18 protein-coding genes, 1 tRNA gene and 2 other RNA genes are annotated in these 23,275 nt (G+C 40.8%); all 21 read right to left on the bottom strand.

Going from position 1 to position 23,275, the window contains the following annotated elements:
- Positions 1–31: 31 nt before the first annotated feature.
- An RNA gene (gene rnpB, locus O3617_RS05215) (RNase P RNA component class A) lies at positions 32–388 on the bottom strand.
- Between the two features lie 65 nt (positions 389–453).
- A complete protein-coding gene (locus O3617_RS05210; RefSeq protein ID WP_371449048.1) occupies positions 454–1,560 on the bottom strand; it encodes a Nif3-like dinuclear metal center hexameric protein in 1,107 nt (368 codons plus the stop codon).
- A gap of 21 nt (positions 1,561–1,581) precedes the next feature.
- Positions 1,582–2,322: a tRNA (adenine(22)-N(1))-methyltransferase TrmK gene (locus O3617_RS05205; protein ID WP_371449047.1), complete on the bottom strand. Its 741-nt coding sequence runs from the start codon at positions 2,320–2,322 to the stop codon at positions 1,582–1,584.
- Between the two features lie 119 nt (positions 2,323–2,441).
- A tRNA-Ile gene (locus O3617_RS05200) sits at positions 2,442–2,516 on the bottom strand.
- 405 nt (positions 2,517–2,921) lie between these two features.
- Positions 2,922–3,485 carry a GTP cyclohydrolase I gene (gene folE / locus O3617_RS05195; RefSeq protein ID WP_371449046.1) on the bottom strand — a complete coding sequence of 188 codons (564 nt, stop codon included), beginning with the start codon at positions 3,483–3,485 and terminating at the stop codon, positions 2,922–2,924.
- A 1-nt stretch (position 3,486) separates the two neighbouring features.
- Positions 3,487–4,149 (bottom strand): radical SAM protein, encoded by a 663-nt coding sequence (locus O3617_RS05190; protein ID WP_371449045.1) that lies wholly within the window; start codon positions 4,147–4,149, stop codon positions 3,487–3,489.
- Positions 4,124–4,462: a 6-carboxytetrahydropterin synthase QueD gene (gene queD, locus O3617_RS05185; RefSeq protein ID WP_270523569.1), complete on the bottom strand. Its 339-nt coding sequence runs from the start codon at positions 4,460–4,462 to the stop codon at positions 4,124–4,126. The genes O3617_RS05190 and queD overlap by 26 nt, the downstream gene beginning before the upstream one ends.
- Before the next feature lie 108 nt (positions 4,463–4,570).
- On the bottom strand, positions 4,571–5,740 hold the full coding sequence (gene rpoD, locus O3617_RS05180; protein ID WP_371449044.1) for an RNA polymerase sigma factor RpoD: 1,170 nt from the start codon (positions 5,738–5,740) through the stop codon (positions 4,571–4,573).
- A gap of 21 nt (positions 5,741–5,761) precedes the next feature.
- Positions 5,762–7,519 (bottom strand): DNA primase, encoded by a 1,758-nt coding sequence (gene dnaG / locus O3617_RS05175; protein WP_371449043.1) that lies wholly within the window; start codon positions 7,517–7,519, stop codon positions 5,762–5,764.
- Between the two features lie 168 nt (positions 7,520–7,687).
- Positions 7,688–9,265 (bottom strand): ribonuclease Y, encoded by a 1,578-nt coding sequence (gene rny / locus O3617_RS05170; protein WP_371449042.1) that lies wholly within the window; start codon positions 9,263–9,265, stop codon positions 7,688–7,690.
- Between the two features lie 92 nt (positions 9,266–9,357).
- A complete protein-coding gene (locus O3617_RS05165; protein ID WP_371449041.1) occupies positions 9,358–9,810 on the bottom strand; it encodes a regulatory protein RecX in 453 nt (150 codons plus the stop codon).
- Positions 9,811–9,866: 56 nt separating this feature from the next.
- Positions 9,867–10,910 (bottom strand): recombinase RecA, encoded by a 1,044-nt coding sequence (gene recA, locus O3617_RS05160; RefSeq protein WP_371449040.1) that lies wholly within the window; start codon positions 10,908–10,910, stop codon positions 9,867–9,869.
- Entirely contained in the window at positions 10,910–12,160 is a 1,251-nt protein-coding gene (locus O3617_RS05155; RefSeq protein WP_371449039.1) for a competence/damage-inducible protein A, read from the bottom strand. The genes recA and O3617_RS05155 overlap by 1 nt, the downstream gene beginning before the upstream one ends.
- Before the next feature lie 56 nt (positions 12,161–12,216).
- Positions 12,217–13,566, bottom strand: coding sequence for a 30S ribosomal protein S12 methylthiotransferase RimO (gene rimO, locus O3617_RS05150; protein WP_371449038.1), 1,350 nt, complete (start codon positions 13,564–13,566; stop codon positions 12,217–12,219).
- A gap of 61 nt (positions 13,567–13,627) precedes the next feature.
- The gene (locus O3617_RS05145) at positions 13,628–14,668 is read right to left on the bottom strand and encodes an ABC transporter substrate-binding protein (RefSeq protein ID WP_371449036.1); all 1,041 of its coding nucleotides are present in this window, start codon (positions 14,666–14,668) and stop codon (positions 13,628–13,630) included.
- Complete coding sequence (locus O3617_RS05140; RefSeq protein ID WP_371449034.1) at positions 14,665–16,593, bottom strand: YgiQ family radical SAM protein; 1,929 nt, start codon at positions 16,591–16,593, stop codon at positions 14,665–14,667. Before O3617_RS05140 ends, O3617_RS05145 begins: the two co-directional genes overlap by 4 nt.
- Before the next feature lie 34 nt (positions 16,594–16,627).
- Complete coding sequence (locus tag O3617_RS05135) at positions 16,628–17,080, bottom strand: helix-turn-helix domain-containing protein (RefSeq protein WP_371449032.1); 453 nt, start codon at positions 17,078–17,080, stop codon at positions 16,628–16,630.
- Between the two features lie 13 nt (positions 17,081–17,093).
- Positions 17,094–19,787 (bottom strand): DNA translocase FtsK 4TM domain-containing protein, encoded by a 2,694-nt coding sequence (locus tag O3617_RS05130; protein WP_371449030.1) that lies wholly within the window; start codon positions 19,785–19,787, stop codon positions 17,094–17,096.
- Between the two features lie 76 nt (positions 19,788–19,863).
- The gene (locus tag O3617_RS05125) at positions 19,864–21,168 is read right to left on the bottom strand and encodes a replication-associated recombination protein A (RefSeq protein WP_371449028.1); all 1,305 of its coding nucleotides are present in this window, start codon (positions 21,166–21,168) and stop codon (positions 19,864–19,866) included.
- 29 nt (positions 21,169–21,197) lie between these two features.
- Positions 21,198–21,370, bottom strand: a non-coding RNA gene (ssrS, locus tag O3617_RS05120) — 6S RNA.
- A gap of 100 nt (positions 21,371–21,470) precedes the next feature.
- Positions 21,471–23,273, bottom strand: a complete 1,803-nt coding sequence (aspS, locus tag O3617_RS05115; protein ID WP_371449027.1) for an aspartate--tRNA ligase — start codon at positions 23,271–23,273, stop codon at positions 21,471–21,473.
- Between the last annotated feature and the right edge of the window lie 2 nt (positions 23,274–23,275).

Genomic DNA, 23,275 nt, shown 5'->3' with positions numbered 1-23,275 from the left:
CCTCCTTTATGTGTTACATATTTTAAACTGTATAAGAAGCAAGCAATCATTAAGCCGAGTTCTGTTCCGTTTGCACGGTGACGATTATCTTTCTAGGCGTACAGTCGCCTGCACGCTCGAGCGACACAACCCGGAAGGTAGGCGGGACCACCGTTACCCCTTCCCTATTCGGTCTTGCTCCGGATGGGGTTTACCGAGCCAGCCTGTTACCAGACTGCTGGTGAGCTCTTACCTCACCTTTCCACCCTTACCACTTGCGTGGCGGTTTCCTTTTCTATGGCACTTTCCCTAAGGTCACCCTCGCCAGACGTTATCTGGCATCCTGCCCTATGGAGCTCGGACTTTCCTCGAGTCCTACGGACTCGCAACCGTCTTTCATACTTGCTTCAATTCAGTTTATCATAGCTGTATATACTATGCAAGAATATCGAAATTTACTATTAAAATAGATTGTTATTCAAAGAAGAAATCTGCTTGGTTCTCAAAGGATTGTACCGTAATTTCCCATCCGTCTTTGTCAGATTTGTCTTGTAAATAATCGCGAATACCATCAGCCACAATTTCTTCTGTACCAAAATGGCCGGCATCTACGACGAGTAGACCTAGTTCTTTAGCTAGCTGTGCATCATGGTATTTTACATCCCCTGTTACATATGCATCAGCCTTAGTCGCATGTTTGATAAACTCTGCACCGCCACCAGAGCAAAGGGCAACTGTTTTAATAGAATCTTTTTTAATGCCTCCAAATCGTAAATTTGCATATGGCAAAGATTCTTGGAGGTGCTCGCGGAAGCTTTCAAAATCCATAGTCTCAGGCAATTCGCCGATGCGCCCCAACGTACGACCTACATTAGGTTCATGTAACATAAACACTTCGTAAGCCACCTCTTCATAAGGGTGAGCCTCTTTCATAGCATCTAAAACAGCTTGTTTATGATGACTATCGACGATAACATTGATAGCCACTTCTGGCACCACCGTTAACGATCCAGCTTCGCCAATGACGGGATGAGATTCATCGTTACCTCTAAATCGACCTTCCCCAGCAAAGCTAAAGCTACAAGATTCGTAATTGCCAATGCGCCCAGCACCAGCATGAGCCATCGCTTCACGGACTGCATCAGCTGCATCCATAGGCACAAAGGTCGTAATTTTATATACCGCATCAGAACCGGTAGGAACGAAGCCTCTCACATTCATTAGTCCCAATCGATTGGCCAACATATCATTAAGCCCACCAATGGTAATATCCAAATTTGTGTGCGCACTATATATAACAATATCATTTTTTATAAGTTTCTCGATTAATTTACCTTGAGGACTATCTAACTGTAAGGATTTTAAGCCTTTAAAAATAAATGGATGATGGCTAATGATCATTTGAGCCTGTTCAGCTAACGCATACTCTACAACCTCAGGCGTAATATCGAGGGTCGTAATGATTTTAGATACATCGCGTTGTTTCGACCCCACCATAAGTCCCACATTATCCCATGACTCAGCATAATGAGGTGGAGCCCATTGTTCCATCGATTCTATAATTTGTTTTGCTAACACCATCGTATCACTCCTAACCGATAATCAGCGTAAACTCGCCAATTCATCTATTTCATGTTGTAATTGTTTATATTTCTCCGTATGTGAAAGTTCCACTGTCATGCCATCTAGCGCACATTGTCGTTGGTAAATCAAAAAATCTATATATTCATTCCACAATGCGGGTTTTTCTTTAGCTAATAAGGCACCAACAGACCAAAGTATCGATGTCATCGGTAATTTATGATAAGGATCTACATCTGAACATGTCATCTGCAATGCAGCACAATTATATTTTGCATCAATTAAATCACGTCTTAAAGCCAAAAATGCAGTGTACATTTTGCCCATATCCTTCATGATAATTTCGTTTACAATGCGGTATCCTTTTTTCACCATATATTGGCGCAATTCAGCTTGGCCATTCTGCGGTTGTAACACATAGAACTCTAGTGGTTCTGGACCTTCTTCGACGATATCTCGCATTAAAAATCCACCCATACCACAGCAAATAGCACCATTTAATTCGCCCTTTTTAGTGACCTGTAATCCATCGCCTAGACGACAGTCGATAACATCACTTAGACCGCGAGATTTAATGTAAGACTTAGCTGATTCTAATGGTCCTTTATGAACATCACCTGCAATAACACGTTTTGCTTTGCCCCTCACAATGAGCTCAACCGCTAAATAGCCATGGTCCGTTCCAATATCTGCAATAGATTCTGCATGAGGAACGATATCAAAGACCGCCTCTAAACGATCCATCATAGGTCTTGCTTTCATAACTACCTCGTATACTAACAGGTCCATCGACCTTCATACTATCTACTCTACATATCTATATTATAACAAAAAACCTGCCCCCATCGGAGCAGGTTTCATTGATTCAATTTATACAAGTTTGGTGGGCCCACCTGGGATCGAACCAGGGACCGACCGGTTATGAGCCGGTTGCTCTACCCCTGAGCTATAGGCCCAAGCTTGCGTATAAAATTATACTGAAAATTCTTGCTCACGTCAAGATACGTATTGCCACGAAAAGGTACCGCCCTCAAGCCTCCACCGGCCGGGTCTGTCCCTTCGGGACAGGGCCAAAGTCGTTTGTGGACGGTACCTTTCCGTTACACTTCGACATCTATGTGAGCAAGAAAATTTCAGCATCTACGGGGCCCCGGGCTTAGACAGGCAAAGTCGTTTGGACAAGGCATCTTTTCGTTACAATTCGACAACTGAGTACCTAAGAATTTTCATTATTTACAGGGCTCCGGGCTCGGACAAATAAAGTCGTTTGTGGACGGTACCTTTCCGTTACACTTCGACATCTAGATGAGCAAGAAATTTTCAGTATCTACGGGGCTCCGGGCTTAGACCGGATAATTACCCTATGCGTTTTTTAGTGTTAGGAATCGGTTGATCATGTCTTCTTGTTCGAAGGCGCCTTTTGTGGCAAGTGTTGTGGTTTTGCTATTGGCGGATTTTACGCCACGGGCGCTGACACAGCTATGAGAACTGGTGATGTGAACGATGACGTCGTCAGTGCTGGTAGCAATGGAGATGACTTCAGCGATGTCTTCACCGATTTTTTCTTGTAGTTGTAATCGTTTGCAGCACATTTCTGCAATGCGTGGCATCTTGGACAAGCCGATGACACGGCCACGCGGAATATAGCCGATGCTAATATTCATATCGTACATCAAGGCCATGTGATGTTCGCAGTGGGAAAAGCATGTAATATCCTTTACAATTACCATTTGGTTTGTATCGACGTCAAAGGTTTTACCAAACATATCCGCAATATCCGCATTCGTATATTGGATGCCTTCAAACATTTCTCCCATCATTTGGGCCACCCGTTTTGGTGTTTCTACGAGGCCTTCACGGTCTGGATTTTCTCCCAATGCTTCCAGTAATTGATACACTAGAGATTCGATTCGTTTTGTGTCCATGTTATACTCCTTTCGCATCAGGGTCCCAAATAAATTTATGAATTTGCAGTTGGAATCTAACGTTTTGCCAATCGTGGGCTTTCATATAATCAACAATCGTAGCTCCTTCGATATTGCCCCATACAGGAGATACAAAAAATTGTGCCTTTGTAGGATATGTTTTTAAAATTTCATCCATGCGGTCTAAATCACGAATGGAACCGACTACAAATTTAATGATATCCTCAGATGTTGCCACCTTGAATATATCTAGGTTCATAGCATCTTCTGCCAATGATGATGGCGTTTTGTAATCATAGGTAAACCATACATTATCTCTGTGAAAGCTGGGTATGATTGTACCATTCGTTTCTATATTGAAATCATATCGATGATTACGTCTTGTTAACTCATCAATAAGTTCAATAACGGCTAATTCCTGCAAAAGCGGTTCTCCACCGGTAATGGTGATGCGGTGATTGCCTAGCTGTTCAATCTCATCCGCAACAGCCTGAACGCTCATGCTTTCAAAAGTACTTTCAGGGCCATAACTATACAATGTATCGCAATAGGAACAGCGAATATTACAATCATGAAGGCGTAAAAAGGTTGTCAAAAACCCCTGCCGTTTTCCTTCTCCATCAATGGATGAAAATAGTTCAATCACGTTCATAGATAGCAACATTTCCTTCAGACTCTTGCACCTCTACCTTAAAACATTTTGGACCTAATTCATCGGCAATCCATTTCGCCATATTTTCTGCAGTAGGATTAATATCCCCTAATACGTCATTAATATGTTTATGATCAAGACGGCCATGAATCTTTTCTTTAATAATCGTAAAGTCAATCACCATGCCATTATGATCTAATTCTTCGCTACGCGCATGAACGGTTATAATCCAATTGTGTCCATGTAAATTCTGACATTTACTCGGATAATCTAATTTTAATTGATGAGATGCACTCACCTCTAAACGTTTGCTAACGGTATACATGTTATCCCCTATATATCTAAAAACTTAGTGTATTATATTACTTTTATTATAGCACAAAAGGGCTGCAATACATGTATATGTACTGCAACCCTAATGGTTAAGACATTCTTATAAGAAATCTTTAATTTTATCGCGTTTACCACGATTACGTAATTTTGTTAACGCCTTACCTTCGATTTGACGAATACGTTCACGAGTTACGTTAAAGTGTTGACCTACTTCTTCAAGTGTACGTGGTTTGCCATCTTTCAAGCCAAAACGTAAAATCAATACTTGTTGTTCACGGTCTGTCAAGCATGTGAAAACGTCTTCGATTTGTTCTTGCAACAAGATGTAGCTAGCCGCATCATCTGGTGCCACCGCATCTTGGTCTTCGATGAAATCGCCCAAATGGGAATCTTCTTCCTCACCAATTGGTGTTTCCAAGGATACTGGCTCTTGTGCAATTTTTTGAATTTCACGAACACGTTCAGCAGTGATACCCATGCCTTCTGCAATTTCTTCTGGCGTTGGCTCTCTGCCTTTGTCTTGCAATAATTGTCGGGAAATACGAATCAATTTATTGATAGTTTCAACCATGTGAACTGGAATACGTATTGTTCTCGCTTGGTCTGCAATAGCCCGCGTAATGGCTTGACGAATCCACCATGTTGCATAGGTGGAGAATTTATAACCTTTTGTATAGTCGAATTTATCTACCGCTTTGATAAGGCCCAAATTACCTTCTTGAATCAAATCCAAGAACAACATGCCTCTACCGACGTAACGCTTAGCAATACTTACAACAAGGCGCAAGTTAGCATCTACCAATTTCTTCTTAGCTTTCTTACTAAGATGAATTTCCTTAATTGTAGCATCTTCCTCTGCGCCTGCTTCAATTTGTTTCGCCAACACGATTTCTTCATCGGCTGAAAGCAATGGAACACGACCGATTTCTTTCAAATACATACGTACTGGGTCGTCGATATTAACACTAGCATCTACGCTTAGGTCAATGGAGATATTTTTTTCAGACGCAGCAGCCTCATGATCATCATCAACATCATCATCTGGTTCGAGTGCATCGTCTTTATCTTCGACATCTACATCTGGAACAACCTCGATATTTAGTTTATTGAAAGTAACATAAATATCATCCAATTGTTCTGCTGTTAAATCAGTTTGCTCGTGAAGAGCATCTGAAATCTCTGATTGTGTCAACACACCGCTTTTACGGCCTTTTTCAAGAAGTTGAGCCACAATCTCCTCTATTTGACTTTTTTGTTCTTTCTTAGCCACAGCGCTCTCCTTTATCAATTACTATTTAGACCATTCTCTAATTAGATTTTGTATTTCCTGACATTTATGTAATTCGCTAATAAATGCCGAATCTCCTGCACGTTTTAATTGATCGGCCAAAATTGAGTGCATTTTATATTGTTCCCGCAGGGAATGTAGCCGTATTTTACGGATAAGTACAGGTACAGCCTCATTTGCCTCGATTATCATAAGCCGTGAAAAAATTTCATACTCTTGAGGTGTCAACACATCCTCCACAGATTCCGGCTGGTATTGACCTGTTTGAGTAAATAAGGTGTATATCTTTTCTATTATACCCCGATATTGAATATTTTGAAAGTCCTCAAGAGGTAAATATTGTACTACCTCTTGCAAAGCCTTTGGATCTTCAATGACATGAGCCATTAATAATTCTTCATCACCACTAATAATCTGTTTAGGTTTTGTCGTCGTTTCATCTACTAATTCAATATTCCCCTTTTGGGTATAATTTCTAAAATATCGGAATATCGTACTGTTATCTAACCATAATGGTAATGCTAATGCCTTTAACGCATCATCGCGCACCGTTTGGCTATGAATGTTCGCAATAAAAGGGAATATATCCTGCATAACCGCTTGTTTACCTTCTGCATCATTCGTATCGTGCTTAATAAGAGATTCACTTAACAAATAATCCAGCGGTTTAACAGCCTTTTCTACAAGTTCCTTAAATGCCTTTCCACCGTGATTTCGCACGTAATCATCGGGATCTTTTCCATCAGGCATTGCCAATACACGAACCTTAAAATCTGTATTCTGTAGCAATTCAATAGCCCGTGCAGCAGCTTGACGACCAGCGCCATCCATATCGTAGGCTAATATAATTTCATCTGCTTGACGCATCAAGATGTGACCATGATCCTTTGTATAGGCCGTTCCCAGTGAAGCCACTACATTGGTTACGCCCTTATTATGTGCGGAAATCACATCCATATAGCCTTCCACTAAGATAGCTTGTTTTTCTTCACGTATCGATTTATAAGCCTTATCAAAGGCAAATAGAATTTTTCCCTTTTCAAAGATTTGGCATTCTGGAGAGTTCAAATACTTCGGCGTGCTATCGTCCATAACACGGCCTCCAAAACCTACGACACGCCCTTTACCATCCATAATAGGAAACATAACGCGATTTCGAAAGAAATCATAGGCTTGTCCCTTGTCATTTTTACGGATCAAATTTAGTTCTAATAGAATCGATTCTTCAATGCCTCGTTCTCTGAAGGCTTTATATAATCGGTCCCATCCATCGGGAGCAAAACCAAGTCTGAACTTTTCTATAGTTTCATCTGTGAGCCCCCGTTTTTTTAAGTATTCTAACCCTGCCTTACCAAATGAGGTTTTAAGCAAACAATTATGAAAGAAACTCGCTGCTAACTCACAGGCTTCATATAATTTTTTGCGTCGTTCTTCTCTAGCCCGTACCTGTGGTGAAAGCTTTGCTTCTGGCAACGGTATATTGGCCCGATTTGCAAGGCGTTCTAAGGCTTCTACAAAGGTGATACCTTCTAGTTCCATCAAAAACTTGATGGCATTCCCCGATGCGTGACAGCCAAAACAATAATAGAAGCCCTTGTCCGGAGCCACACTAAAGGAAGGCGTCTTTTCATTGTGAAATGGACAGCACCCCCAATAGTTCTTTCCTTTTTTCTTCAAGGTAACATGTTCTGATACAACGGATACGATATCATTGGCATCTTTAATCTGTTCAATTAATTCGTTTTCAAAATATCGACTCACCAGAACACCTCCTCTTGTTTTTCTTTTTATCGACTATACAATCATAGAAAAAAGGGTCTATAATTCTATATTCGATAAAACTTTCAAAAATCCTCTAATAAAATACCCTATAATTAAAAAGGATAGGCTGCAATATAATATTGCAGCCTACAATTTTTAATATAATGCCTATTTAGCAAAATCAACAACGCGTGTTTCACGAATGACAACAACCTTGATTTGACCAGGATATTCTAATTCGGATTCAATGCGTTTCACAATATTCCGAACAAGTAATGTAGACTCAGCTTCATCAATCTTATCCGGTTTTACTACAACGCGAATTTCACGACCAGCTTGAATAGCAAAGCACTTTTCAACGCCTTCGAAAGATTCAGCGATTTCTTCCAATTTAGATAATCGTTTTAAGTAATTTTCTAAGGTTTCTCTACGAGCACCTGGACGGGCTGCAGAGATAGCATCTGCTGCTGCTACGAGAACAGCCTCTACGGATTGGAATTCTTCATCACCATGATGAGCTCCAATACAGTTGATTACTGCTGCGCTTTCATGATACTTACGGGCCACATCGACACCGATTTCCACGTGGGAACCTTCGATTTCACGATCTAGAGCCTTACCGATATCATGAATTAAGCCACCTCGTTTAGCCAATGTCACATCACAGCCAAGTTCTGCTGCCATAAGACCTGCTAAATGAGATACTTCAATAGAATGTTTTAACACATTTTGACCGTAACTAGTACGATATTTCAAACGCCCTAAAATTTTAATAATTTCAGGATGTAAGCCGTGAACATCAGCCTCAAAGGTTGCTTGTTCACCAGCCTCTTTAATTGTTTGGTCTACCTCTTTACGAGCCTTTGCCACCATCTCTTCTATACGAGCAGGGTGGATACGACCATCGACAATCAATTTTTCCAAAGCAATGCGTGCTACTTCACGACGAATTGGATCAAAGCCCGATAAAATAACAGCTTCTGGTGTGTCATCGATAATTAAATCGATACCAGTTAACGTTTCTAGAGCACGAATATTACGACCTTCACGACCAATAATACGGCCCTTCATTTCATCATTTGGCAATGCTACAACAGAAACAGTCGTTTCTGCCACATGGTCAGCTGCACAACGTTGAATAGCACCGGAAATAATTTCCTTAGCTTTCTTTTCAGCTTCATCTTTAGCTTGCTGTTCCATGTCCTTAACCATAATTGCCGTTTCATGACGGATTTCTTGTTCCACATTTGTTAACAAGATATTCCGAGCTTCTTCAAAGGTCATTCCAGAAATACGTTCTAATTCTGCCATTTGCTTTTCATACAAAGCATCGATTTTTTCTTTGCTTTGAACTAAGTCAGCTTCTTTACGATGTAAAGCTTCCTCTTTGTGCTCAATATTGTCTAATTTTTTATCCAAAGATTCTTCTTTTTGAAGAATACGGCGTTCCATACGTTGTAGTTCAGAACGGCGTTCTTTATTTTCTCGTTCCACATCGGAACGGAGCTTATGAATTTCTTCCTTCGCTTCTAATAAAGCTTCTTTCTTTTTAGACTCGGCCATGCGCTCACCATTTGCGATAATGCGCTCAGCCTCTTGCTCAGCTTGATTCAGTTTTCCTTCAGCGATATTTTTTCGTAAAAAATAGCCTACACCTAGTCCAATTAGCACCATTACTACTGCAATTAGACTATACTCTAAAATCAGTCTCACCTCCTGTATCTTCACATGTGGGCATACGCCCATTGATTCCAGATTTTTACATATTAAATTAATAGCCTATAATACATTATATGTTTACAAGACTATTTTAATTTTATGCTTGAAAGCCTATTCTGTCAAGGTTGATAAGCCTCACAAACCTTAGTAATAGTGCTCATAGAAAATCCCCTATTTCTTAGGAAATTCATTATTTTTATACGTGGAATATCGCTTATGGATTCACCATATTTTTTATCTACAATTCGAAAAGCGGCCGCCATTTCATCATAATTTTCAATATCACGCGGCACATCAAGACCTCTCTGTTTCATTTTTTGTTTAATGAGAAATGCACCATATTTCTGTTCTCTCATCAAATAGGATACAACCTGTTTCGCCAAACGCTCATCATTTATATAATCATAGTAAATTAATCGCTCTTCTACATAATCGATAAGCTCCGCCGGAATTTGTTTACGTTTCATCTTTTGGCGCAACTCATAAGAGCTTAGAAATCGCTGTGCAAGGAATCGATAGGCTTGTTCTAATGCGGCCTGCTTCTCCTCTTCTGAAAACATATCATCTATCATAATAACCTCAATGAAAAAGGGCTACACAGTAGCCCTTTTTATATATGCTATATCGATTAATCTTCTTTTGGTGTAGCATCTTCACCAACAACATCAAATGTTTCTGGTTCAGCTGCCAAAGTATCGCGAATGATACGATCGATTTCTTCAGCTACTTGAGGATTGTCGAATAGGTATTGTTTTGCTGCTTCTTTACCTTGACCCATGCGTTCCCCATTATAGGAATACCAAGCGCCGGATTTTTTGATAATTTCCATATTGGTACCGATATCAATAAGTGTACCTTCTCTAGAAATACCTTGACCATACATCAAATCAAACTCAGCAGTTTTAAATGGAGGTGCCACCTTATTTTTTACAACCTTAACCTTTGTACGAGCCCCTACATTTTCATTGTTCACCTTAATCAATTCACCCTTACGTACATCGAGACGTACAGAGGAATAAAATTTTAAAGCACGACCACCTGTCGTAGTTTCAGGATTACCAAACATTACGCCTACCTTTTCGCGCAATTGATTAATAAAGATAACAACGGTCTTTGTCTTATTAATTGTACCTGTCAATTTACGCAATGCTTTACTCATTAACCGAGCATGAAGGCCTACGTGAGCATCGCCCATTTCCCCTTCGATTTCAGCTTTAGGAACCAAAGCTGCAACAGAGTCAACGACAACGATATCTACAGCACCACTGCGAACAAGGGCTTCTGTAATCTCCAATGCTTGTTCACCATTGTCTGGTTGGGAAATTAACAAATTATTAATATCTACACCAAGATTACGTGCATAGATTGGGTCCATTGCATGTTCCGCATCAATAAATGCAGCGACGCCACCTTGTTTTTGTGCTTCTGCTACAGCATGAAGAGCAACAGTTGTTTTACCAGAAGATTCAGGGCCGTAAATTTCAATGACACGGCCACGAGGAAATCCACCTACGCCTACGGCAAGGTCTATAGCAAGAGAACCGGAGGAAATAACCTCAACATTCATACGGTCCGCCGCTTCACCAAGGCGCATGATAGCACCTTTACCAAAATCTTTTTCTATTTGTTTTAATGCGTTATCTAACGCTGCTTGTCTACCATCAACAGCCATTATTTATCCCCTTTTTCTTGAATATATAAATTCACATAATATAATGCTAATTCAGCCGCACTTTGGCGGATATCTTCGCGATTACCAATCAAATTAGCCTTGTGAGCAACGGTTCCTTGAGGTCCAGTTACGCCAAACCAAACGAGTCCTACCGGTTTGTCTGGTGTGCCACCACCAGGGCCAGCTATACCGGTTGTAGATACTGCATATGTAGTATTACATACGCGTTTTGTACCCTCTGCCATCGCCTTAGCCACTTGCTCGCTCACAGCGCCATAGGTATCGAGCATATCTTGTGGAACACCGAGTACTCGATGCTTTACATCATTACTATAGGATATGATACCACCCATATAATACTCACTACTACCACTTACATTGGTCAATAATTTACCAACCAAGCCAGATGTACAAGACTCAGCCGTAGCAATAGTGGCATTGTGTTCTTTTAATGAATTGCCCAAAGTTTCTTCCATAGATACTTGTAAATTTCGACCTATCAAGGTACCAAGTCTACGGTGTATTGTCTCATCCCAAGGGCGCAACAATTCATGGGCTTGCTCCAAGGAGCTAGCTTTTGCAGTAATACGTAGTTCAATATAACCTTTTTTGATTAATAGGGCAATCGTAGGATTCGATTGTTGCTTAATCAAGTCCATAACGCGTTCTTCTAAGTCGATTTCTCGAATATTATAAACGCCATACCGATATGATGTTACCACGCCTTGTGAACCAAAGCGCTTGTTAAGATACGGCACTACACTTTGTGTAAACATCCCCTTCATCTCGCCTGGTGGTCCTGGTAGTAAAATATATGTCACATCATCATCTACAGTAACTACACCAGGTGCGACACCAACAGGATTGGCAAGCACGCTAGATTCATCAGGCAACATAGCCTCTCTACGACTAGCATCAGGCATTTCTCGGCCTACGCGTTTAAAAAATTGTCGTACTTCAGCCATAGCATCGTCATTATATACAACACTGCGATTTAAGGATGATGCCAATACTTGACGTGTAATATCCCCTTGGGTTGGACCTAAACCGCCTGTACTAATGACAATATCAGCACGTTCACCGGCCTTTTTAAATACCTCAGCCATACGCCCAGGATTATCGCCGACTACGGACTGATAAGCTACGGTATAACCTAATTTATTAAGCTCCTGAGCTAACCAGGAGACATTCGTATTCACCGTATCTCCCAGTAACAATTCAGAACCTGTAGAAACCAATTCTACAATCATTGTAAATACCTCCCATCACTTCATATGTGTCAGTACTGGTATTACCTAATACACGATTATGATTCTACGATAGTAGCAACTACATCGTAAGCAAACCCTTGCTCTACTTGCACCTTCACAATATCTCCAGGCTTAACTGTATCGCCACAATCTTCAATGTACATATTCCCATCTACATCAGGAGCCTGCGATTTCAACCGACCTTTTGCAAGAATCGTATCATTATCGCCTTCTTCTAATTCTTCAATCATAGCGTAATCAATGGTACCCTCTAAATCACGGTTATTTTCTTCAGAAATAGCCGCTTGTATAGACATCAAGGTATGATAGCGTTCTTCTTTAACCTCTTCTGGTACTTGATCTTCTCGGGCTCCCGCAATGGTTCCATCCTCTTGAGAATAGGTAAATACACCCATATTATCAAATTTAATATCCTTTACAAATTCACAGAGTTCTTGGAATTGTTCATCCGTTTCACCTGGGAATCCCACAATAATTGATGTACGCAATGTTACATGAGTTGGTGCATTACGAATTTTCTTTAATAATCGTTCAATATCTTCACGAGAATCACGGCGATTCATCTGCTTCAAAATATCATTATTTACATGTTGTAATGGTATATCAACATATTTGCAAAGTTTAGGTTCATTAACGATAATATCAAGCAATTCATCGCTAAAGAATGTTGGATACAAATAAAGCATGCGAATCCATTCAATACCCTCTACCTTAGTTAATTCTTTTAGCAATTTAGTAAGTAATGGTTTGCCATCATTTAAATCAATGCCATAGCTTGTCGTATCCTGAGCAATAAGAACAATTTCCTTAACACCCGATGCAGCTAAACGTTCAACCTCAGCCTTAATGGATTCGATGGAACGACTTCTGAAAGCTCCACGCACCTTTGGGATAATACAGAATGTACATCCATTGTTACAGCCTTCTGCAATCTTTACATATGCACTATATCGAGGTGTCGTTTGAATGCGAGGCATACGTTCATCATAAATATTTGTAATATTTTCCATGATGCAGCTGCGATTACCATGCTCAATAGCATCAACAGCGACCATAACTTGGTCCCATGCACCAGTCCCAATAAGCGCATCAATTTCAGGAATTTCCTTAAATAGTTCATCTTGATATTGTTGACTCAAACAACCAGCTACGATTAACCCCTTACAACGCCCTAATTCCTTATATTGAGCCGCCTCAAGAATAGTATTGATAGATTCTTCTTTTGCTTTCTCTATAAATGTGCATGTATTGATGATAATCAGGTCTGCTTCTTCTAAATTATCGGTAATGGTATATCCATCATCCTTCAATAGTCCAAGCATAACCTCTGTATCTACTAAATTTTTAGCACAACCTAGGCTAATATATCCCAATAATTTGGCCATTCTAAATCCTTTCTTATATATAGAATGCAACTATAGTAAATAAATATATATCAATTTTCTTTTATTTATCTTTTCTAAAACGCACTTGGCTAACCCAGTGATTTAACAAGACATTTTTACCCTCTACAGTATAGCCTCCATTAACGGGCCATAACACAACGGAACGGCCTAATGCATCCACCGGTTCAGGAACCTCCGGATTAGCAAAAATATAGGTAAAATTATTATCGATCATATATTTAGCTGTTCCGCTAGATAATAACCACGTAATAAACTCTATACTTTCATTTTTATGCTTAGAATCCTTTTGCACTGCTGCACCAGTCACATAAAATGAAGTGCCATCACTAGGGTAAATCATTTTTACAGGATAGGTATGGCGTATGTACTGTTGTGCATCAGAAAGATTCCCAATTCCGATATCAGATTCTCCAAGAGCCGTTAATCGTATCGGTGTAGACAAAAATTTGGAATGTTGCATAACATGGGGTTTCAATGCTAACAAATAGGCAAGAGCATCTGGTTCGCCCTTATACTCCACCATATTATATAGCAGATTAGCAGCATTTTGAGATGCTACGAAATCTGTCATCACTACGCTCCAATCACCTGGTTTCTGCAATGTATCCCATGTAGTGATATGCTGCCCTAAGCCTTTATAAAAGGATTCGTTTTGTACAAATACAATGGGATCATACCATAAGCCAACCCAGTATCCATTCGAATCCTTCAACCGGTCCAATACCTCATCAATGCGTTCATTTACAATGGGAGCAAACTTATCTTTACTAGCACCAATAACGAGATTATCCTCTGATGTAATTACTACATCACCAGATGAATCCGCTAATTTTGAGGAAACACGTTGTTCCATCTGTTCCTCTGTAAGAGGCATGATGTTCACCTTTACATTTTTTTCCTCTAAGTATCTATCCGCTAATAATGTCGTTAAATTGTTAGGTAAATCGGTATATACCGTAATTTCACCACGCACAGGAGCCTTTGATTTTTCAATTTGCTCCTCCCGATAAAAGTATACGCCATAGCCCATCATACCAATAACAAATAGCATGAGCACACTAAACGCCATCCATCGTTTCATCGTGTAAATCTCCTTTTACGTTCTCCCCTAGTCTTATTGACTTGTGATGGAGAACCACTTCGAACATATCGAGATTGACCACCTCTCGATTGTCCTGATTTTTTACGTCCCTGATTTTGCATTTTGCCTTGACCGATTGGTCGTGGTGGAATCAAACACTCTGGTCCAAATCCAATCAAGTCTCGACGTCCTGCTTCAATTAATGCTTCTTTGACAAGATCGTAATTTTCAATATTTTTATATTGCATCAAAGCCCTTTGCTTAGCCTTATCGCGACCTTTTTTTGCTACGTACACAGGCTTGCCATCTAAGGGGTTAATCCCCGTGTAATACATGCATGTCGAAAGACTGCCAGGCGTAGGTATGAAATCTTGCACTTGTTCAGGGTACATGTGCTGATCTCGCAAAAACTCTGCTAATTCTATGGCATCCTCTAATGTACATCCCGGATGAGAGCTCATAAAATAAGGCACTAAATATTGTTTTTTTCCTAATTCGCGGTTAGCCTCTTCAAACCATTTTTTAAAGGCTAAGAACTCTTCTTTGCCCGCTTTGCCCATCATGGTAGTCACACGCTTTGATACATGTTCAGGGGCAACCTTTAATTGACCACTTACATGATATTGGCAAAGTTCCTTTACGAAGGCTTTGTTATTATCTGCAAGGACATAGTCATAACGCAAACCAGAACGAACAAAGACCTTCTTCACGCCTTTCAATTTACGTAGTTTGCGAAGCAATGCAACGTAATCGTCATGGTTTGTATTCAAATTTTCACAAGGCTCTGGTGCCGCACAGGTACGTCCTTTACATGCGCCAAAGACGGCTTGTTTATCGCATGCTAAATGTCTGAAATTAGCTGTTGGACCACCTACATCATGGATATAGCCCTTAAAGCCGTCCATATTGATCATCAACTTTGCTTCATCAATCAAGGACTGATGACTGCGATTTTGAATGATCCGACCTTGATGGTTAGTAATGGCGCAAAATGAGCAACTACCAAAACAACCACGATGGCTAACGAGACTAAACTGTACCTCGCTTAATGCAGGAACACCACCCTTATCATCATATTTAGGATGCCACTTACGGGTGTACGGTAAATTATAGGCTCCATCCATTTGTTCCTGCGTTAAAGGTAAGGCCGGCACATTTTGTACCACGTAGCGATCCCCATGTTTTTGTACAATAGGTCGTCCATAAAATGGATCTTGTTCATCATATTGAATGCGGAATGCATCAGCAAAGGCCATTTTATCTGCCTTGATTTCTTCAAAAGAAGGACACGCGACACAATCTATAGATGGAATGTCCTTTGACATATAACAAATACCACGTATATTTGGCAAGGATTCCACGAATCTATTTTGATCAAGCGCTTCGGCTAACTCTATAATTTGTAATTCACCCATACCATAAATGAGCACATCCGCTTTAGAATCCACGAGAATGGAACGGCGCACCGTATCGGACCAATAATCATAATGACCAAAGCGACGTAGTGACGCTTCGATGCCACCAATGATAAGAGGTACATCACGATACGCTTCCTTCATGCGGTTAGAGTATACCAAAGTAGCTCTATCAGGTCGATGCCCCGCTTCACCTCCCGGTGAGTAATCATCTTCGCGACGAATCTTTTTAGCCGCCGTAAATTTATTAAGCATAGAATCTAAATTTCCAGCCGTAACAAGAGATGCGAGACGAGGCTTGCCTAATTTTTTAAAGGCATTAACATCATTCCAATCGGGTTGAGCGATGATGCCAACACGATATCCTTTAGATTCTAGATAGCGTCCAATTACGGCAGGCGCAAATGACGGATGATCTACATACGCATCGCCACTGATGAGCACAAAGTCAAGTTCTGCCCATCCGCGCGCTTCCATATCTGCGCGTTCTGTAACTAAAAATGAATCCATCAGCCTAACCTTCCTTTAAATGTAACGACATATCTTAGAATAAAAATAACCATATTAAAAATAACACCATGAATACCGCAATAATAGCAAGCATAATACGTTCTTGTTCAATGGACCGTTGACGCTTCTTTTGTCTCGTTTCGAGTGACATGCGACGCTTTGCCATCTGATGTTCTACGTATTCGCTTTGTACAGAATTGATTGTTTCTTGCTTCTTTTGACGCATAATGGGACGTATGGTAAACGTATCTACTTCACCTACTTGGTTCTGATAGGCTTTCACTAATCGATTTCCATCAAGGCCAAGGTAATTCCCGTAATTACGGATAAAACCTTTCGCATATACGCGTCCTGGGATAACTGCATAATTACCGTCTTCTATGGCCTCTAAATAGGTTGTTTTAATATGAAGTACTTGTTCAATGTCCTTAAATGTAAGATTTCTACGTACCCGTTCCCGACGTAATTCTTCGCCTAACTCAGCCACAGTACATCCCTTTCTATTCTTCAGAATCAGAGAAATATCGAGCTTTCACCTGTTCTGGACTCATTAAAATTTCTCGTGCTTTACTCCCCATATTAGGACCTACAATTTTTAGATCCTCCATTGTATCTACAAGGCGTGCAGCACGGGTATAGCCGATACGGAATCTACGTTGCAACATCGAAACGGATGCTTGACCAGATTCCATAACAAGGTTGACAGCACGTTCTAACAACTCATCACGATAAATATCTTGTTCATCATTATCTTGTGCTGCTGATTCTTTTTCTGCTTCAGCAGTTACTGTATCATCGTACTCAGGTTCTCGTTGTTGCTTAACAAATTCTACCAAATGTTCCACTTCATCATCGGAAATGAAAGCGCCTTGAACACGAATAGGTTTATTAGCACCGATTGGTGAGAACAACATATCCCCTTTACCTAGTAATTTTTCAGCCCCCGCCATATCGAGGATTGTACGAGAGTCAATTTGAGACCCTACAGCAAAGGAAATACGGCTTGGCACGTTTGCCTTAATAGAACCGGTAATAACGTTAACAGATGGACGTTGTGTAGCTAGTACCATATGAATACCAGCGGCACGTGCCATCTGAGCCAAACGACTAATCGATTCCTCTATATCATCTGGAGCCGTCATCATCAAGTCAGCTAACTCATCAATAATCAATACGATGAGAGGCATAGCCGACTTAGGATGTGCTTCGTTATAACTTTTAATATCCCGTTTACCAGATGCAGCGAAAGCCTTGTAACGAGCTTCCATTTCACGAACAGCCCAACGCAATACGGCAGCTGCTTTTTTCATATCCGTTACAACTGGCGCCATCAAATGAGGAATGCCATTATACACAGATAATTCAACCATTTTAGGGTCGATCAAAAGCAACTTAACCTCTTCTGGTTTACGGCTAAAGAGAATACTGGAAATTAATGTATTCACACATACGGATTTACCAGAACCAGTCGTGCCAGCCACCAAAAGATGTGGCATCTTAGCCAAATCTGTAATCACCGGTTTACCGGCAATATCCTTGCCAAGGCCTACAGGAATGCCACCACGCGCCTCTTTAAAATCACTGCAATCTAATACATCACGCAAATGAACAGCTTCTGTTTTCGTATTAGGTACCTCAATACCAATAGCGGATTTACCCGGAATTGGCGCCTCCATACGTATATGTTGAGCCGCTAGATTCAAAGCAATATCATCTGTTAAGTTTACGATTCTACTTACCTTGACGCCTTGGGCTGGTTCAATTTCATAACGCGTTACCGTTGGGCCTTGCGTAGCATTAACCACCTTGGCAGAAATGCCAAAGCTAGATAATACATCTTCTAGGCGCATCGCATTATATGCAACCTCGTCATTATTATTTTGACCTACCTCCCCTTTCGCCAAAATATCAAGGCTTGGGAAGTGATATGGTTTGTCATAGGTTCTATGAATTTGACCATCTTTTGATACTGCTACCTGAGCTGTATCCTCAGCAGTGCTTGCCAAGGATGGTACAGATAATGGCAGAGAACTCATGCCCGCACCAGCGCTAACGGAACTAGCAGCGGCACCTGTACCAGGTACTGCACTGGCGATTGCTGCATGATTAGTCTCAAGAGGACCTATGGTTGTTGGTTGATAGGAATACTCTTCTGGGTCAGACTCAGTAGTGTTATAAGCATCTTCATCTACATTAACATTGTCTGTATCAAATTCTTCAACATCAGCATGCTCATCGTGATTGTGAAGCCATGCAGGCATTGATTTTGGCTCGTCATCAACACTATCAGTACGAATTTCACCGTTACCAGCAGCATCACCAGATTCTTCAGAGATTTGTGCTAATCGTTCTGCTGCTCTATTACGAGCCTCTAACTCAGCCAATTCTTTCCAAGAAGAAGGTGCATGTGTATCAATAGGTTCAACTTCATATTCATCATCGGTAGATAGAACACCACGATTTTCTAGCGTCTCTACAGCATTTTGTGCTGACTCTGTATATCGCATATCCTTCTCACGGTCATAGGCCTTGCGTTGCGCTGCTTCTTTACGCTGTTCATTCCAATCTTCAATAACCTCTTTAGCAACCGCTACCTTTTCAACAGCTACTTCTTTTGCTTTATCAAGGCCTACTTGTGTTTTATCTGCGGCCTTACGTAAACCATTGCCCAAAGATAGGCGCGTAATAAGGAGACCACAGCAAAGCATAAGTACGGCGACAACAATAATGGAGCCAACTTCACCGAACATAGTTCGTATAAAGGAAGCCAAGAAACCGCCCACTACACCACCTTGGTCTGCAAGCGCCGTAGTCGCCAATTCATCCCCCACAGGTACACGACAAAGTGGAACCATGGTAATAGCTAATAAGTAAAAAACTGTTATGAGGAGACCACGACGTGTAATAGACATAAATTTACCTTGGTATAACAAACGCCATCCAAGCCATAGTACAGCAATGCACGGAATTATGCCCCCAAAGCCAAATCCATAGCGAAATATTCCCGTCAATATTTCGCCTACAATGCCTAAATCAAAGCCAAAAAAGCCTAGCAATGCCAGTATGGCAACACCTATGACAATAATGCCTTTCACTTCATTACGCAGTGAAAATCCTTCTTTTTTTGGTGCCGGTGTAGCTCGTTTTTTGCGAGGTTTCCGCCCTCTTGTAGAAGTTTTTTTCTCTTCTGCCATAATCGTATACAAACCCCTTACTTTAATAAAAAATCTATTTCAAATCATCATTATATTATACCATATATTGAAGATTCTATTTATCTTTGCGTCTATCGTTCCAATCCTTCAACAGATTATGCTCTACCCCACGATCGACCCCCTTATAATACTCAGCCTTAACGAGAGGATCCGGTAGGTATTGTTGTTTAACGTATCCATTTGGATAATTATGAGCATATTTATAGGTTAGCCCATGTCCTAGTTTACTAGCCCCACTGTAGTGGCTATCTCGCAAATGGTCAGGCACTTGCCCACAATCCTTATGTCGCACATCTGAAATAGCCGCATCAATGCCTAGATAGGCAGAATTACTCTTAGGTGCTAACGCCACATAGCATGCTGCTTCAGATAAAATGATGCGCGCCTCTGGAAATCCTACCATATGAGCAGATTGTGCAGCTGCATTAGCCAATATTAATGCTTGTGGATCGGCTAAGCCCACATCCTCGGCCGCACAAATCACAATACGACGAGCAATAAAATTTGGATCTTCACCGGCCTCAATCATACGCGCCAAATAATGGAGTGTAGCCTGCACATCGGATCCACGCATGCTTTTAATAAATGCAGAAATCGTATCGTAGTGACTATCCCCTTTTTTATCATATGTATAAATGCGTCGGCCTACGACCTTCTCTAGAATTTCTAAGGTAATTTCTTCGCCATCGTGTACCATGGCCGCAGCTTGCTCTAAAATATTGAGAGCCATGCGTCCATCGCCATTAACAAAAATGCCTATATCCTGAAGTAACTCATCCTTTACCTGTAAATTACGATCCCCTAAGCCTACTTCGCTATCCGTAAGAGCCCGTTTTAAAATTTGACTAATCGCCTTAGGTGTTAAGGCCTCTAGTGTAATAAGTCGTAACCTAGATAATAATGGTCGATTAACTTCAAAAAATGGATTTTCTGTAGTTGCTCCAATAAGAATAATCGTACCATCTTCAACGCAGGGTAACAGTACATCTTGTTGACTCTTATTAAAGCGATGTATTTCATCGAGAAATAAAATGGTTCGTTGTTGTAAAGAACGAACGCGTTTCCTCGCATCCTCTATGATATTTCGCAATTCACCGATACCAGCATTTGTCGCATTTAAATTGACAAAATGGCTGTTGCTCATCTTAGCAATGATACCGGCTAATGTCGTTTTACCAGTCCCACAAGGCCCGTAAAACAACATGGATGGTATTGTATCCTTTTCCACCATCGCACGAAGGAATGTCCCCTTGCCTACCGCCTGTTCTTGACCATATAGATGATCAAGTTCTGTCGGTCTCATGCGCACCGGTAGTGGTTCATATTTATTCGTAGGTAATGCATCAAATAAACTATCCATGCTACCTCCATTCATATTTTTACATGCAAAAAAGCCCCACCATGCCGTAATGTACCGCGTTTTGATCCTGCAAGAGCAGGTGGGTGTCCTCCTCATCCTTCAGTTGTCCCGTGAGGGCGTAACGTTCAGACGAGAGTTCCGGACTCCCGAAGAAAATGTGTTGGCTCAAAACTGCGATATCACACGCACATGGCAGGGATATCTTATACATAAATAGTAGCAGAAAGATTTATCATTTACAAGACTTGACTTTTAAAATTTTAGCAATTCTTGCGGTCCTTTTATAATACGTTTGCTAGCGATTATACTAAGGATTGTTCTTCTTCCTCTACATCTGGTTTTATGTGTAATTCTTTTAATTGTTTAGGTTCTACTTCAGATGGTGCTTGGCTCATGATATCAGAAGCGGATTGTGTTTTAGGGAATGCGATAACGTCGCGGATGGATTGACGTTTAGCCATCAACATAACGAGACGATCAAGACCAAATGCACAACCTGCATGAGGTGGCGCACCGTATTTAAATGCATCAAGCATAAAACCGAATTTAGATTTAGCTTCTTCTTCGGATAAACCGATTGCTTTAAATACTTTTTCTTGTACATCAGATTGATAAATACGCAATGAACCGCCACCGATTTCAACGCCGTTCAATACCATATCGTAAGCGATTGCTTTTACGCTGCCAGGATTGGATTGTAATTTATCAAGATCTTCGTGGCGAGGCATTGTGAACGGATGATGCATTGCAACGTAGCGTTTTTCATCTTCATTGTATTCGAACATAGGGAAATCTGTTACCCATGTGAAAGCCAATTTATCTTCGTCAATCATGTTCATACGACGAGCCATTTCAAGGCGCAATTCACCAAGTGCACGAGCAACAGTTGCAGGTTTATCAGCGATCATCAATACGAGGTCGCCACCTTTAGCGCCCATTTTTTCACCGATATTGCGGATTGTGTCTTCACCTAAGAACTTCATGATTTGAGATTTAATGGAACCGTCTTCATTGAAGCACGCCCAAGCCAAACCTTTAGCGCCGTAGCGATTTACATATGCTACCAAATCATCGAGTTCACGACGAGGAATACCTGCATCACCAGGTACTACGATACCTTTTACGATACCGCCATTGTCGATAACAGAACGGAATACTTTGAATTCAGTATCTTTTACGAGTTCAGTTACATCTGTGAAAGCCATGTCAAAGCGAAGATCTGGTTTATCAGAACCATATTTATCCATCGCTTCATCCCATGTAATGCGAGGCATCGGCAATGGAATTTCTTTGCCCAATGTCTTTTTGAACACATCTGCAACCATTTGTTCCAATAATGCGTAAATGTCTTCTTCGTCAACGAAGCTCATTTCCAAGTCAAGTTGAGTGAATTCTGGTTGACGATCTGCACGCAAATCTTCATCGCGGAAGCAACGTACGATTTGGAAATATTTTTCATAGCCTGCTACCATCAAAATTTGTTTGAAAATTTGTGGAGATTGAGGCAATGCATAGAATGTGCCTGCATTCACACGAGAAGGTACTAAATAGTCACGCGCGCCTTCTGGTGTGGATTTTGTAAGCATAGGTGTTTCGATTTCAAGGAAATCGCGGCTATCGAAGAAATCGCGCATAGCCTTTGTTACCTTATGACGTAAAATCAAGTTGCGTTGCATTTCTGGACGACGTAAGTCAAGGTAACGATATTTCAAGCGGATGTTTTCATCTACATCGATATTATCTTGAATGTAGAATGGAGGTGTCTTCGCAGAATTCAATACGCGAAGTTCTTCACAATACATTTCATAAGCGCCTGTAGGCAAGTTCGGATTGATTGCTTCTTCATCGCGTTTTGTAATTTTACCGCGTACACAAAGCACATATTCATTACGAACATCTTCAGCCTTGTGGAAAGATTCCACATTATGATCTGGGGACGCTACAACTTGAACGATGCCAGAGCGATCTCGCAAGTCCAAGAAGATCAAACCGCCGTGGTCGCGACGACGTTCAACCCAACCACATAATACAACCTCTTTACCTACTTCTGCTTCAGAAATAGTGCCACATCCGTGCGTACGGTGTAAGCCTTTCATTGTTTCCATTC

It is taken from the genome of Veillonella sp. 27098_8_77 (genome assembly GCF_041431535.1).
GTDB lineage: Bacteria > Bacillota > Negativicutes > Veillonellales > Veillonellaceae > Veillonella.
Note: the sequence above shows the minus strand (reverse complement) of the source record. Positions and strands in the feature narration are given on the sequence as shown.

Excerpts from the sequence above, each read along its gene's own strand:
- O3617_RS05210 (WP_371449048.1), bottom strand. The coding sequence starts at position 1,560 with ATGGTGTTAGCAAAACAAATTATAGAATCGATGGAACAATGGGCTCCA.
- queD (WP_270523569.1), bottom strand. The coding sequence starts at position 4,462 with ATGTATACCGTTAGCAAACGTTTAGAGGTGAGTGCATCTCATCAATTA.
- O3617_RS05145 (WP_371449036.1), bottom strand. The coding sequence starts at position 14,668 with ATGAAACGATGGATGGCGTTTAGTGTGCTCATGCTATTTGTTATTGGT.
- O3617_RS05130 (WP_371449030.1), bottom strand. The coding sequence starts at position 19,787 with ATGGCAGAAGAGAAAAAAACTTCTACAAGAGGGCGGAAACCTCGCAAA.
- recA (WP_371449040.1), bottom strand. The coding sequence starts at position 10,910 with ATGGCTGTTGATGGTAGACAAGCAGCGTTAGATAACGCATTAAAACAA.
- folE (WP_371449046.1), bottom strand. The coding sequence starts at position 3,485 with ATGGACACAAAACGAATCGAATCTCTAGTGTATCAATTACTGGAAGCA.
- O3617_RS05155 (WP_371449039.1), bottom strand. The coding sequence starts at position 12,160 with ATGATTGTAGAATTGGTTTCTACAGGTTCTGAATTGTTACTGGGAGAT.
- O3617_RS05205 (WP_371449047.1), bottom strand. The coding sequence starts at position 2,322 with ATGAAAGCAAGACCTATGATGGATCGTTTAGAGGCGGTCTTTGATATC.
- aspS (WP_371449027.1), bottom strand. The coding sequence starts at position 23,273 with ATGGAAACAATGAAAGGCTTACACCGTACGCACGGATGTGGCACTATT.
- O3617_RS05125 (WP_371449028.1), bottom strand. The coding sequence starts at position 21,168 with ATGGATAGTTTATTTGATGCATTACCTACGAATAAATATGAACCACTA.
- rny (WP_371449042.1), bottom strand. The coding sequence starts at position 9,265 with ATGGGCGTATGCCCACATGTGAAGATACAGGAGGTGAGACTGATTTTA.
- rimO (WP_371449038.1), bottom strand. The coding sequence starts at position 13,566 with ATGGCCAAATTATTGGGATATATTAGCCTAGGTTGTGCTAAAAATTTA.
- O3617_RS05140 (WP_371449034.1), bottom strand. The coding sequence starts at position 16,593 with ATGGATTCATTTTTAGTTACAGAACGCGCAGATATGGAAGCGCGCGGA.
- O3617_RS05190 (WP_371449045.1), bottom strand. The coding sequence starts at position 4,149 with ATGTTGCTATCTATGAACGTGATTGAACTATTTTCATCCATTGATGGA.
- O3617_RS05165 (WP_371449041.1), bottom strand. The coding sequence starts at position 9,810 with ATGATAGATGATATGTTTTCAGAAGAGGAGAAGCAGGCCGCATTAGAA.